This window comes from Microbacterium sp. 22242 (assembly GCF_052045495.1).
Lineage (GTDB): Bacteria > Actinomycetota > Actinomycetes > Actinomycetales > Microbacteriaceae > Microbacterium.
Genome location: NZ_JBQEOZ010000002.1, coordinates 159,916 through 171,969, shown reverse-complemented (window position 1 = coordinate 171,969; position 12,054 = coordinate 159,916). Strand labels below are relative to the sequence as shown.

Sequence of the window (12,054 nt, the reverse complement as noted above, 5' to 3'; positions counted from 1 at the left end):
AGCACGACTACGCCCTCGTTCGTGAAGAGCTCACGTGGCTGGCGATCGTCGCAATGATCGCTCCGAGCGCGAGCACAAGAAATGAGCCGGCCGCCGCGAAGAAGATCCACGAGTTCGAGCCCCAGACAAGATCAGGGTTGCTTGCCAATACAGCGCCGGTAGTAGCCAAGACACCCATCACGGTTGCGACAAACGTCCAGAGTTCGGAACGCGCTCTTGCTGCTGGCTTCTCGCTGTGGCTTCGCACCGCCGCCACGATCGCGATGGCAACTGCGACGGCAAGACCTGCAACCGTCGCTGTTGTCAACGTCCAGCCAATGGCCAGCACGCCCAAATCTCGTGTTCCACATGTCAAGAGCATGGGGCTGAAGGTATACGAGAACCCTTCTGAGCAGTGCAGATCCCTCATCGTCACTATGGCGATCAGGGAGACGCTCAGCGGTACGAGGACAGCGATCGTCAATGCCGCCCACCCGATGATGAGTGGCATCGACGATCGCCCTGTTCGACTTCTAGACAACCGTGCAATTCCAGAATTGAGCACTGCTAGTCCCGAAGTTGGGTGAATACCAACAGAGGTCCGGCGCCGTGTAGTGCCACGCGTCGCGATTGAGAACCATTCGACTGTCAGATGGCCCGGGGCCGGGGTACGAACCCGGAGTGACCCCCATGCAGTCCATCAGCGGCATGCTGGGGTTCTGCTCGCACCATGCTCGGCTTACCGGCTGCACGGTTGCTCCCAGTTCGCTCGGCAGTATTGGGCTGCCATGTGTTGTTCGTGCCGAGGGTAGCGAGGGGTTCGTTGGTCGAAGGTCCTTTTGCGTCCTTCTCTGCCAACGAAGGATCGGCATCTGGTGCGTCAAAAAATGGCAGATGTTCTCCTAGAGCGGCAGGTGCAGCACGCTTCTGACCCCTTGATCTATACGTCTCTGCATCAACGTAGGCAGAGACAATTTCGGGCGCGGTGCCGGTGTGATCCTTCACTTGGGCCAGGAATTCATCGACTGTCATCCCCGCGTCAGGCCAGAAGTCGCCGACGATTGAGTCGGTCACAAAATGGTATCCCAGGATATCGACTCCCTCGCCGTTAGTGACCGATGCTGCGGAAGCCAGGCTCGCCGGGTGCGCGAAATCGAGCTTTGTGAAGGTTGACTTCGTTTTATCCGGAGCGGATGGATTGGCTGCTCCGTGTTGTGCATTTGCCGTTGGCGCAACCATGAGTGCTGTCGCGACCAACAGTCCGGTCGCTCCGAGACTCGAGCCTAGAAATCGTTTCGCATTGCCTTACCCCCCGATCTGTTACCGTAGGAGAATTCTGGGTAGAAGCTATCTCTTTGTCAAGAACCAGCTGTGAACCGGAAGGTTTCACGTCGCGTGGCCAGCGCGCTGCTGGGCCAGTGGACGGTGGCGGCGAGGTAGAGGCCGTCGCCTCGCGCGCCCGTGCTCAAGCTGTTGAAGCCAGCGTCCCAAGACGTTTCGGCCCTTGTCGCGTTCTCCCTGCTGGTCGTCGCGCTCGATCAGCCCCGCGGTGAGGATTAACGCCGACACCTGTCTCTTCCGGCCCGAGACCCAAGGATTCACCTGACTTGCTTCCCGAGCTTCTTGTGGGGGTTCGTGCTGGGCGAGGTTAGGCTGAGAGCACGGGTCCGTGGGACCGGACTCCACCCTCGGAACAGCCATCCCATCCGCCTGCTCAGGAAGGATCCGTCATGCCCATCGACGCGAACGGCGATCTCGACGTAGAGGGCATGTCCCTGCGCGAGCTGCCCAAGGTGTCCCTGCACGACCACCTCGACGGCGGGGTGCGCCCCGCCACCATCATCGAGCTCGCCGATGCGAGCGGGATCGCGCTGCCGTCCACGGACCCGACGGCTCTCGCCATGTGGTTCCGCACCCAGGCGAGCGCCGGATCGCTCGTGGACTACCTGAAGACGTTCGAGGTGTCGGTGTCGGTCATGCAGACCGCGGACAACTTGCGCCGTATCGCCCGCGAGTTCGTGGAGGACCTCGCGCGCGACGGCGTCATCTACGGCGAGGTGCGCTGGGCGCCCGAGCTGCACCTGACCGGCGGGCTCAGCCTGGAGCAGGCCGTCGAGGCGGTGCAGGAGGGGATCGACGAGGGTGAGGACGCCGCCGAGCGGGGCGGGAAGAGCATCCGCGTCGGCCAGCTGCTCGCCGCTCTGCGGCAGACCGACCGGGTCCGTGAGATCGCCGAGCTCGCGGTCGCCTACCGCGAGCGGGGCGTCGTCGGCTTCGACACCGCAGGGCCGGAGGCCGGCTACCCGTCCTCGCGCTATCGCGACACCTTCGAGTACCTGGCGGGGCAGATGTTCCCGGTCACCGTGCACGCGGGCGAGGCGGCGGGGCCCGACTCGATCCGCTCGGCCCTGATCGACGGGCGCGCCCTGCGCCTGGGCCACGGCGTGCGCATCGCCGAGGACCTGGAGATCGTGAACCGCGACGGCGAGGAGGTGCAGGTGCGCTTCGGCGACCTGGCCCGCTGGGTGCGCGACCGGGAGATCCCGCTCGAGCTGTCGCCGTCGTCGAACCTGCAGACCGGCGCGATCGCCGCGTGGGGCGGCGAGTTCGCCGACCACCCCTTCGACCTGCTGTACCAGCTCGGCTTCGCGGTGACCGTGAACGTCGACAACCGCACCATGAGCGCGACCTCGCTGACGCGTGAGATGGCGCTGCTCGTGGACGCGTTCGGGTACGACCTCGAGGATCTCGAGTCGTTCCAGTTCAACGCCGCCGCCGGCGCCTTCCTCCCGGTCGAGGAGCGTGAAGAGCTCGTCGAGATGATCGCCGAGGGCTTCGATGAGTGAAGCCCCGGCCGGGGGCCGGGTCGCGATCGTCGGGGCGGTGTCCTGGAACACGATCGTCGTGCTGGACCGGCTGCCGGATCCCACCCCGCACATGCAGTTCGCAGAGGCCGACTGGCAGACCGTGGGCGGCACCAGCGCGGGCAAGGCGCTGAGCCTCACCGGGCTCGGACGCGAGGTCTCGCTGCGCGCCAGGGTCGGATCGGACCCTGCGGGGCTGCGGATCCGCGAGGCGCTCGGCGGCGCCGGCGTGCCGCTGCGCGGGGTGCGGGACGCCGACGTGTCGGAGCGGCACCTGAACCTGATGACGCCCGCGGGGGAGCGCGTGTCGCTGTTCCTGTCGTCGCCCGAGCTCGCTCCGGAGGCGGAGGTGCTCGCTCCGGCGCCGGAGCGGTTCCTCGGCGATGAGCCTCCGCTCGCGGGCGCCGCGGCGATCGTGCTCGATCTCTCCGCCGAGGGGCTCGCGGCGATCGACGAGGCGACGGCGGCCGGCGCGCCGATCTGGGTCGATCTGCACGACTACGACGGGTCCGCCGAGTTCCACCGCCCCTTCCTCGCGGCGGCCGACGTGGTGTTCTGCAGCGCCGACCGGCTGGACGACCCCGAGGGGTTCCTGCGCCGCTGCATCGACGCCGGGGCGTCGCTCGCGATCTGCACCGACGGAGCCGAGGGCGCGATCGCCGTGGACGTCGACGGCGAGCTGCACCGGGTCGCCGCCGTGCCGGTCGACGTCGTGGACACCAACGGCGCGGGCGACGCGTTCTTCGCCGGCGTGCTGGACGCGATGCTCTCGGGCGCCGCTCTGGACGATGCCCTGGCGGCAGGCGCGACGACCGCGGCGGCCGTGCTCCGCTCCCGGCACCTGCATCCGCTGCTCGACGACGTCGTGCGCTGACCGGGACGGGCTCGTTCTCGGCGGACGGAGGATCCGCTCAGCGCCGCTTCGCGAGACGCGCGTCCAGGCTGTTGCGGACCGCGGGCCACTCGTGCGGCAGGATCGAGTACACGACCGTGTCGCGGAGGGATCCGTCCGGCCCGATGCGGTGGCTGCGCAGGATCCCGTCCAGCTTCGCCCCCAGTCGCTCGATCGCCGCGCGGGACTGCCGGTTGTGGAAGTGCGTGCAGAACTGCACCCGGATCGCGTCGCACGCCTCGAACGCGTGCGCGAGCAGCAGGCGCTTGGCCGACGGGTTGACGGCGGTCCCGTGCACCTCGGGCGAGAGCCAGGTGTAGCCGATCTCGACGACGCGGTTCGGCTGGTCGATGCCGCAGTACGTGGTCATCCCGACGGCGCGTCCCGTGTCGACGCGCACGACGGCGAACGGGTTCATCGACCCCTCCGCGTGCTGCACCCGGCGCCGCTCGATCTCCGCGGCGACGCCCTCGGCCGTGGGGACCGACGTGTACCAGCGGTCCTCGAGACCGGCGGTGGCCGCCACCAGGTCCTCGGCGTGCTGCCGGCCGAGCGGCTCCAGCCGCACGAAGTCGTTCTCGAGGGTGACGGGGGCGGCGAAGTCCATGCGACGAGCGTATCGGGCCGCCGCCCCCCTGCCGTTCAGCGGGGGCGGGCGCTCACAGCTGCGCCTGCCGCGCCATGACCGCAGCCCGCACGTCCAGGTACAGCGGGTGCTCGGTGCCGAGCCCGGTCACCTCGGCGACGAACTCGTCCGGCGTGCGGGAGCGCAGCAGCTCCTGCAGGCGCACGGCCTCCTCGTCGCCCTGGTCGGCGAACGCGAGGGCGGCACCCATCGCCTGCACGAGCGCGGCGGTGGACAGGCGTCGCTCGGCGGCTTCCGCGGCGGGACCGACGAAGCGCTCGTGGCGGGACAGCTTGCGCAGCGGCTGGCGTCCCACGCGCTGCACGGTGTCGGGCAGCTCCGGGTTGCGGAACCGGTCCAGGATCTTCGCCCGGTAGCCGGCCAGCTCGTCCGGATCCAGCCCGTGCCGCTCCACCAGCACCGCGGAGGTCTCCGCGAGCGCTGCCGCCACCACGGTCTCGATCGCGGGATCGGAGAGCGACTCGGCGATCGTGGCGTGCCCGGCCTGGGCGCCCAGATAGGCAGTCGCGGCGTGGCCGGTGTTGACCGTGAACAGCTTCCGCTCGATGTAGGGCGCGAGATCGTCGACGAAGTGCGCGCCGGGGATCCCCGGCGGGCCGCCGGCGAACGGGCCCGCCTCGATCGCCCACTCGAAATACGGCTCGACCGTGACGTCGATGCCGGCCGAGGCCTGCGGTGCCGGCACGATCCGGTCCACGGCGGTGTTCGCGAACACGGCCTTCGCGAGCAGCTCGTCCACGCGGTCGCCGGCCGCCGCGGCGACCTCCGTGCGCAGCAGATCCGTCGCGCCGATCGCGTTCTCGCACGCCATGATCGCGGCCGGCGGCTGGTCCGCCCCGCGGCGCTCGAGCCCCGCGACGATCACGGGGGCGACGAAGCGCAGCACGGTCGGGCCGACCGCGGTGGTGACCACGTCCGCCGCCGCGACCGCGTCCGCGGCGGCGTCGGGGTCGCGGCGGCTGTCCACGGCGCGGAACCCGGTGACCACGTGGTCGCGGCCGCCGGGCCCCGCCTCGTGCACGGTGTACTCCGACGCGGCGTTGATGGCGTCGACGAGGTCGGACGCCACATCCGAGAACACCAGGTCGTAGCCCGCCTCGTGCAGCAGCAGCCCCACGAATCCGCGGCCGATGTTGCCCGCGCCGAAGTGCACCGCGGCGGGCATCAGTCGTTCACCGCCGACAGCAGCCCGTACAGCTCCTCCTCGGTGGCGGCCGCCGCGAGCCGGGCGACATCGTCCTCCTCGGAGAACGTGATCGCGATCTGCGACAGGATCTCCAGATGCTCGTCGCCCCGGCCGGCGATGCCGATCACGAACGTGACCGGATCGCCCGCCCAGTCGACGCCGCCGTCGTAGCGGATCACGCACAGCGCCGACGCGAGGATCTCGTCCTTCGCCTCGTTGGTGCCGTGCGGGATCGCGAGCCCGTTGCCCATGAAGGTGGACACCGTCTGCTCGCGCTGCCGCATGGCGTCGAGGTACGCGGGGGTCACCGCGCCTGCCGCGACCAGGAGGCCGGCGGCCTCCTGCAGGGCCTCCTCCTGCGTGGCGGATCCGGAGTGGATGCGGACGCGGTCGGGGGTCAGGATGCTGCTCATCGGATCGTCCTTTCGTGCGGTCGCGGGTCAGGCCTCGCCGTCGTGCTGACGGCGCACCATCTCGACGACCTCGTCGTACTTCGGCGAGTTCATGAAGTTGTCCACCGAGACGTGCAGGGCGTCCGGCGACTTCTGCCGCGCCCGATCGGTGAGCTGGTTCTGCGTGATGATCAGGTCGGCCGTGCCGTCGAGGTTCGCGATCGCCTTGTTCACGACCGTCACGCCGTCGATCCCGGCCTTCTTGAACTTGTTCCGCAGCACGCTCGCGCCCATCGCGGACGACCCCATGCCGGCGTCGCACGCGAAGACGATGCTCTCGATCGGCTTGTCGGCGACCGCGCTGCCGGCGGCCGTGGGAGCGGCAGCCGTCTCCGCGCCGGCGGCCGTGCGGTCGCGCAGACCCGACAGGGTGGAGGAGGACTTGCCCTTGTTCGCCTCGGTCTGGGCGATCGCGGCCGAGAGGTCGCCGGCGCCCTCCATGGCGAGGTCGCGCTTGCGGGAGCGCAGCAGGAACAGCGACGAGAGCAGGAACGAGACAGTCGCGGCGAGCACGACCGACAGGATCACGCCGAGGTAGCTGTCCGACGCCGTCGCGAGCAGGACCGCGATGATGCTGCCCGGCGCCGCGGGGAAGCGCAGGCCGCTGTGGAACAGCGCGTTCGTGGCGACGCCCGTCATGCCGCCGCCGATCGCGGCGATGACCAGGACCGGCTTCATCAGCACGTACGGGAAGTAGATCTCGTGGATGCCGCCGAGGAACTGGATGATGATCGCGCCGGGTGCGCTCGCCTTCGCCGCGCCCACTCCGAAGAACGTGAAGGCGAGCAGGATCCCGAGTCCCGGCCCGGGGTTGGCCTCGATCAGGAACAGGATCGACTTGCCGGTCTGGCTCGCCTGCTGGATGCCGAGCGGGGTGAAGACGCCGTGGTTGATGGCGTTGTTCAGGAACAGGATCTTCGCGGGCTCCACGATGATCGACAGCAGCGGCAGCAGACCCACGGAGACCAGCCAGGCGACGATCGTGCCGAGGAAGGCGCTGACCACGGAGATCAGCGGGCCGAACCCGAAGAATCCGGCGATCGCGAGCAGCATGCCGAGGATGCCGGCGGAGAAGTTGTTCACCAGCATCTCGAAGCCGGGGCGGATCTTGCCGTCCCACAGCCTGTCCATCTGCTTGGTGATCCAGGCCGCGAGCGGTCCCATGATCATCGCGCCGAGGAACATCGGGATCGTGGTGCCGACGATCACGCCCATGGTCGCGATCGAGGCGACCACGCCGCCGCGCTCGCCGTAGACCATGCGGCCGCCGGTGTTGGCGATCAGGAGGGGCAGCAGGTACGTGATCATCGAGCCGACCAGGCCCACGTACTGCGGGAACACGGAGCCGTCCGGCGCTTTCGCGAGGGCGGTCATGGCGTGCGCCCAGCCGACCTTGTCGGCGTTGCCGAAGCCGCCGAGGATGTCGGCGACCGGATACCAGTGGCCCAGCCACCCCGCCGCGATGAACAGCGTGGTGATAAGGCCCCAGGCGATGAAGGCCGCGATGTTCGGCATGATCATGCCGGAGAGGAAGGTGCCGAACCTCTGCACGGCGACTCGGGCGGAGCCGGGCTTGGAGGCGGCGGGTGACGTCGTCGTCATGATGTCGTCGCTTTCTGTTATCGGGGGAGGTGCTATCGGGTGGGGAGGGAGGGATCCGGGGCGGCGGCGGCCTGTGCGGCCGCACGGGCGGCACCGGCGTCGTCGGCGGCGAGGGCCGCTGCGGCGATCCGCCGGGCGTCCTCGAGGGTGTGCTGCGCGAGCGCGCGGCGCACGTCGGCGAGGGCGGCGGGCGCCATCGACAGCGAGCCGACGCCGAGCCCCGCCAGCACGACGGCGAGCAGCGGATCGGCCGCGGCCTCGCCGCACACGCCCACGGGCTTGCCGAGCGCCGCGCCGGCACGGCCCACCTCGGCGACGAGCCGGAGCACCGCCGGGTGCCACGGATCCTGGAACGACGCGACGGATCCGAGCAGCCGGTCGGCCGCCATCGTGTACTGGGTGAGGTCGTTCGTGCCGATCGAGGCGAAATCGGCGTGCGCGAGCAGACGATCCGCCAGCAGCGCCGACGCGGGCACCTCGACCATGATGCCGGCCGTGCGCAGCCCGTATTCGCGGGCGATCGCCGTGAAGTACGCGGTCTCCTCGACGGTGGCGACCATCGGCGCCATCACCCAGAGATCCGCCTCGGTCTCGGCCTGCGCCTCGGCGAGGGCGGTGAGCTGCTCGCGCAGGATGTCCTCGCTCGCGCGCAGGGCGCGCAGCCCGCGCAGGCCCAGGGCGGGGTTCTCCTCGTGCGCGTCGTTGAGGAACGGCAGCGGCTTGTCCGCCCCCGCGTCGAGCACGCGCACGACGACCTTCCTGCCGGGGAAGGCCGCCAGCAGCTCGCGATAGGCCTCGCGCTGCGCGGACACGGTGGGGGCGTTCGTGGAGGAGAGGAACAGGAACTCGGTGCGGAAGAGCCCGACCCCCTCGGCGCCCCTGGCCACGGCGTCCACGGCGTCGCCGGGCTTGCCGAGGTTCGCGAGCAGCGCGATCGGCGTACCGTCGGCGAGAGCGCCCGGCGTCGGCGGCGCGGTGTCCGCGGCCTGCTTCTCCGCGGCGCGGGCGGTGGCCCTGGCGAGCTCGTCGGCGCTCGGCTCCGTCGTGATCGTGCCCGCCGCAGCGTCCACGATCACGGTCTCGTCGTCGGCGAGGCCGGCGGCGTCCACCGCGCCCACCACGGCGACGATGCCCTTCTCCCGGGCGAGGATCGCGGTGTGCGAGGTCGGCCCGCCGTCCGTGGTGATCAGCGCGAGCACCTTGTCCAGGTCGAGCAGCGCGGTGTCGGCGGGGGCGAGGTCCCTGGCCACGAGCACGAACGGGTAGCCCGGATCCGGAACGCCCGGAGCGGCCACGCCGCGCAGCCGGGCGAGCACGCGCTGGGCGATGTCGTCGAGGTCCGCGGCGCGCTCGCCGAGGTACCCGCCGATCGCCTCGAGCGAGGCACGGAAACCCGCGAAGGCGTCGTGCACGGCCCACTCGGCCGTCGCTCCCGCCGCGATCCGCTCCTCGACCTCGTCGGCCAGCGTCGGGTCCTCGGCGATCATCGCCTGCGCCTCGAGCACCTCCTGCGCGGCGCCGTCGACCGCTTCGGCGCGGCGGGTCAGATCGGCCGCGACGTCCGCGATCGCCTCCTGCGCCCTGGTGCGCTCGGCGTCCGCGCCGAGCGTGGTCGGCACGTTCTCGGGCGCGGGCAGCGCCTCCGCCATCCGACGCACCGGGCCGGTGGCCACACCCTGGCCGATGCCCACCCCACGGAGCGCGGCCATCAGGCGGCGCCCTCGTCGTGGTCGGTCGCGAGCAGCTCGGCGAGCGTGTCCAGGGCGGACTCGGCGGTGTCGCCGTCCGCGCTCAGGGTCACGTAGTCGCCCTGCTCGAGGCCGAGGGCGATGACGCCGAGGATGCTCGCGGCGTTCACGGCCTTGCCGGAGTCCTTGGCGATCGTCACCGGGATCCCGGTCTCCTTCGCGGCCTGCGCGAAGATCTTCGCGGGACGGGCGTGCAGCCCGTGCGACGAGCCGATGCGGACGGTGCGGGTCAGCGCGGTCATGGCGTTCCTTTCGATGCGGTGCCGTCGACGGTGTCGGCAGGCGCGGAGCTGCTCCGGACGAGGGCGCGGACGCGCGTCCCGTCGAGATCGGTGAAGGCGTCCTCGGGGAGGACGAGGACGCGGGCGCGCGGAGCCCGGCGGGCGACCTCGTCACGGCGATCGGCCACGTGCGGTCCGAGCAGGACCACGTCGGCGAAGGCGTCGATGCGGTCCAGCGCCGCGGCGGCGACCTCCCAGTCGAGACCGGCCGCGAGCGCGGCACGACGCAACCGCCCTGCCACGAACGTGCTCGAGGCGCCGGCGCCGCAGACCACTTGGATCCTCATCGATTCCATCCCTTCACCGCCATTCTTCGGCGGGGCGGGCGGAACCGGCCACCAGGGTTCCTTCCGCCAGGGCGGAACGCGCGTCCCCGACGCCCGCGCCCCCGGATCCTGGCATCATGAGGATGTCCGTGCGGAGCGCGGGGACGGCGAAGGGACAACGGGTGTCGACTCGACGGCAGGATCGGCTGCTGAGCACGCTGCTGCGCGAGGACTCCTGGGTCGCGGGTCCCCGGCTGGCGGATCTTCTCGGGGTCACCCCGCGCAGCGTGCGCGCCTACGTCACGGCGCTGAACGCCAGGGTGCCGGACGGCGACGCGGTCGTCTCCGGCAGCGCCGGCTACCGCGCCGGAGCCTCCGCGCGCGCCGCCCTGGCGGCGAGGGCCGGTGCCGAGTCGACGCCGCGCGCCCGCCTGCACGTCCTGGTCCGCGCCCTGCTCGACGATCCCGACGGGATCGACGTCTTCGCGACCGCAGCGCGGCTGTACGTCAGCGAGGCCACCCTGGAGGCGGATCTCGCCCGCGTGCGCTCCCTGCTCGAAGGCACCGGGCTCACCCTGGAGCGGGATCGCGATCTGGTGCGGCTGCGCGGCGCGGAGCGGGACCAGCGCCGCCTGCTCAGCCGGCTCGCGCACGACGAGATGGACTCGGCCGAGTTCCCGGTGGACCCGTTCCGCCTCGCGCTCGGCGGCGGCGCCATCCCCGCCGAGGCGGTGACGCCGTTCAAGGCCGCGCTGGTGGCGGAGCTGAGCGGACTCGGCTACTACGTCAACGAGCTCGCGATCGCCGACGTGCTGCTGCACATCGCGATCGCCGCGGATCGGGTCGCAGCCGGTCGGGAGCTCGACGGCGCCGATCCCGCCGACGAGGACGGATCCGGGGACGCCGCGGAGGCGGCTCGCGGATCGGATCCGGTCGCGGAGGCGATCCGCCGGCTCTCCCGCGAGCATCTCGGCGTCGAGCTGGGCGCGGGGGACCTCGCGCATCTCGCCCGGCTCGTGCTGACCCGGATCGTGACCCCCGGCGGAACGGATCCGGCGGACCTCGCGCGGGCGGGACTCGACCCCGCGGTCGAGGCCGCGGTGCGGGCCGAGGTCGTCCAGGCCTCCTCGGATTACCAGGTGGACCTCGCCGACGACGCGTTCATCCTGCGCCTCGCGCTGCACGTGCAGAACCTGCTCCACCGGGCGCAGGAGGAGTCGCGCGCCCGCAACCCGCTCACCCGGTCGCTCAAGTCGGCGTATCCGATGATCTTCGAGGTGGCCGTCTCCGTCGTCAGCGGCCTGCAGGAGCGGCTCGGCCTGCACGTGGACGACGACGAGATCGCCTACGTCGCGATGCACGTCGGCGGACGGCTGGAGCGCAGCCGGCGCGCGGACACGCTCCTCACCGCGACGATCGTGTGCCCCGGGTACTACGAGCTGCAGGAGGTGCTCCGCTCACGCGTGGACCGGTCGCTGGGCCGGGGGATCGAGGTGGTGCGGGTGGTCACCGCGATGGACCCGCAGGAGTCGGACATCGACTCGGATCTCGTGCTCAGCACGGTGCCGCTGCCGGTCGCGGCCGAGCGCGTGGTGCTGATCCAGCCGTTCCTGACCGATGCGGACGTGGAGCGGGTGCAGCAGGCCGCGGCGCGCCTGCGCCGGGCGCGCCGGCTCACCCGGCTGCGTGAGGAGCTGTCCCGCTACCTCGTCGCGGACGCGTACGTGCATCCGCTGCCGGACGCGGGCGAGGAGGCCATCATCCGCCTGCTCGGCGCCCCCCTGGTCGAGGCCGGGCTGATCGGCGAGGACTACATCGAGCACACCATCCAGCGCGAGCGGCTCTCCTCGACCGCGTTCAGCGATGCGCTCGCGGTGCCGCATGCGCTGCAGATGACGGCGCGGCGCACGGCGATCGCGGTGGGCGTCGCGGCCGGGTCCGTCGCCTGGGGGAGCGGCCGCGTGCAGGTGGTCGCGCTGGCGGCGTTCAGCGAGCAGGATCGGGAGGCGTTCCAGACCGTGTTCGAGCAGCTGGTCGAGGTGTTCGGCGAGGGCGACAGCGTGCAGCGGATCGTGCGCCGCGGTGCGACCTTCGCCGGATTCCTGGACGAGCTGGCCGCCGTCATCGACGGCTGATCC

The 12,054-nt window shown here is 71.1% G+C and carries 11 protein-coding genes; 3 read left to right on the top strand and 8 right to left on the bottom strand.

The window, feature by feature from the left end; genetic code table 11:
- Positions 1–7 precede the first annotated feature (7 nt).
- Positions 8–490, bottom strand: a complete 483-nt coding sequence (locus ACTJJZ_RS02510) for a hypothetical protein (RefSeq protein WP_440719586.1) — start codon at positions 488–490, stop codon at positions 8–10.
- A 1,219-nt stretch (positions 491–1,709) separates the two neighbouring features.
- Here ACTJJZ_RS02510 and ACTJJZ_RS02505 point away from each other — a divergent pair.
- Together ACTJJZ_RS02505 and ACTJJZ_RS02500 are read left to right on the top strand one after the other, a co-directional pair.
- Positions 1,710–2,825: an adenosine deaminase gene (locus tag ACTJJZ_RS02505; protein WP_440719585.1), complete on the top strand. Its 1,116-nt coding sequence runs from the start codon at positions 1,710–1,712 to the stop codon at positions 2,823–2,825.
- Positions 2,818–3,717, top strand: coding sequence for a carbohydrate kinase family protein (locus ACTJJZ_RS02500; RefSeq protein WP_440719584.1), 900 nt, complete (start codon positions 2,818–2,820; stop codon positions 3,715–3,717). Before ACTJJZ_RS02505 ends, ACTJJZ_RS02500 begins: the two co-directional genes overlap by 8 nt.
- A gap of 37 nt (positions 3,718–3,754) precedes the next feature.
- On the opposite strand, the gene ACTJJZ_RS02495 is transcribed toward ACTJJZ_RS02500, so the two are convergent.
- The 7 genes from ACTJJZ_RS02495 to ACTJJZ_RS02465 are packed head-to-tail and all read right to left on the bottom strand — an operon-like array spanning position 3,755 to position 9,937.
- Complete coding sequence (locus ACTJJZ_RS02495; RefSeq protein WP_440719583.1) at positions 3,755–4,342, bottom strand: GNAT family N-acetyltransferase; 588 nt, start codon at positions 4,340–4,342, stop codon at positions 3,755–3,757.
- A gap of 52 nt (positions 4,343–4,394) precedes the next feature.
- A complete protein-coding gene (locus ACTJJZ_RS02490) occupies positions 4,395–5,546 on the bottom strand; it encodes a mannitol-1-phosphate 5-dehydrogenase (RefSeq protein WP_440719582.1) in 1,152 nt (383 codons plus the stop codon).
- The gene (locus ACTJJZ_RS02485) at positions 5,546–5,980 is read right to left on the bottom strand and encodes a PTS sugar transporter subunit IIA (protein ID WP_440719581.1); all 435 of its coding nucleotides are present in this window, start codon (positions 5,978–5,980) and stop codon (positions 5,546–5,548) included. Before ACTJJZ_RS02485 ends, ACTJJZ_RS02490 begins: the two co-directional genes overlap by 1 nt.
- 27 nt (positions 5,981–6,007) lie before the next feature.
- Positions 6,008–7,621: a PTS mannitol transporter subunit IICB gene (locus ACTJJZ_RS02480; protein WP_440719580.1), complete on the bottom strand. Its 1,614-nt coding sequence runs from the start codon at positions 7,619–7,621 to the stop codon at positions 6,008–6,010.
- Positions 7,622–7,653: 32 nt separating this feature from the next.
- Positions 7,654–9,330, bottom strand: coding sequence for a phosphoenolpyruvate--protein phosphotransferase (gene ptsP, locus ACTJJZ_RS02475; RefSeq protein WP_440719579.1), 1,677 nt, complete (start codon positions 9,328–9,330; stop codon positions 7,654–7,656).
- Positions 9,330–9,611, bottom strand: coding sequence for an HPr family phosphocarrier protein (locus ACTJJZ_RS02470; protein WP_440719578.1), 282 nt, complete (start codon positions 9,609–9,611; stop codon positions 9,330–9,332). The genes ptsP and ACTJJZ_RS02470 overlap by 1 nt, the downstream gene beginning before the upstream one ends.
- Positions 9,608–9,937, bottom strand: a complete 330-nt coding sequence (locus ACTJJZ_RS02465; protein ID WP_440719577.1) for a PTS sugar transporter subunit IIB — start codon at positions 9,935–9,937, stop codon at positions 9,608–9,610. The genes ACTJJZ_RS02470 and ACTJJZ_RS02465 overlap by 4 nt, the downstream gene beginning before the upstream one ends.
- A gap of 161 nt (positions 9,938–10,098) precedes the next feature.
- Here ACTJJZ_RS02465 and ACTJJZ_RS02460 point away from each other — a divergent pair, with 161 nt between their 5' ends.
- Entirely contained in the window at positions 10,099–12,051 is a 1,953-nt protein-coding gene (locus ACTJJZ_RS02460) for a BglG family transcription antiterminator (protein ID WP_440719576.1), read from the top strand.
- Positions 12,052–12,054 lie beyond the last annotated feature (3 nt).

Excerpts from the sequence above, each read along its gene's own strand:
- ACTJJZ_RS02510 (WP_440719586.1), bottom strand. The coding sequence starts at position 490 with ATGCCACTCATCATCGGGTGGGCGGCATTGACGATCGCTGTCCTCGTA.
- ACTJJZ_RS02505 (WP_440719585.1), top strand. The coding sequence starts at position 1,710 with ATGCCCATCGACGCGAACGGCGATCTCGACGTAGAGGGCATGTCCCTG.
- ACTJJZ_RS02500 (WP_440719584.1), top strand. The coding sequence starts at position 2,818 with ATGAGTGAAGCCCCGGCCGGGGGCCGGGTCGCGATCGTCGGGGCGGTG.
- ACTJJZ_RS02495 (WP_440719583.1), bottom strand. The coding sequence starts at position 4,342 with ATGGACTTCGCCGCCCCCGTCACCCTCGAGAACGACTTCGTGCGGCTG.
- ACTJJZ_RS02490 (WP_440719582.1), bottom strand. The coding sequence starts at position 5,546 with ATGCCCGCCGCGGTGCACTTCGGCGCGGGCAACATCGGCCGCGGATTC.
- ACTJJZ_RS02485 (WP_440719581.1), bottom strand. The coding sequence starts at position 5,980 with ATGAGCAGCATCCTGACCCCCGACCGCGTCCGCATCCACTCCGGATCC.
- ACTJJZ_RS02480 (WP_440719580.1), bottom strand. The coding sequence starts at position 7,621 with ATGACGACGACGTCACCCGCCGCCTCCAAGCCCGGCTCCGCCCGAGTC.
- ptsP (WP_440719579.1), bottom strand. The coding sequence starts at position 9,330 with ATGGCCGCGCTCCGTGGGGTGGGCATCGGCCAGGGTGTGGCCACCGGC.
- ACTJJZ_RS02470 (WP_440719578.1), bottom strand. The coding sequence starts at position 9,611 with ATGACCGCGCTGACCCGCACCGTCCGCATCGGCTCGTCGCACGGGCTG.
- ACTJJZ_RS02465 (WP_440719577.1), bottom strand. The coding sequence starts at position 9,937 with ATGAGGATCCAAGTGGTCTGCGGCGCCGGCGCCTCGAGCACGTTCGTG.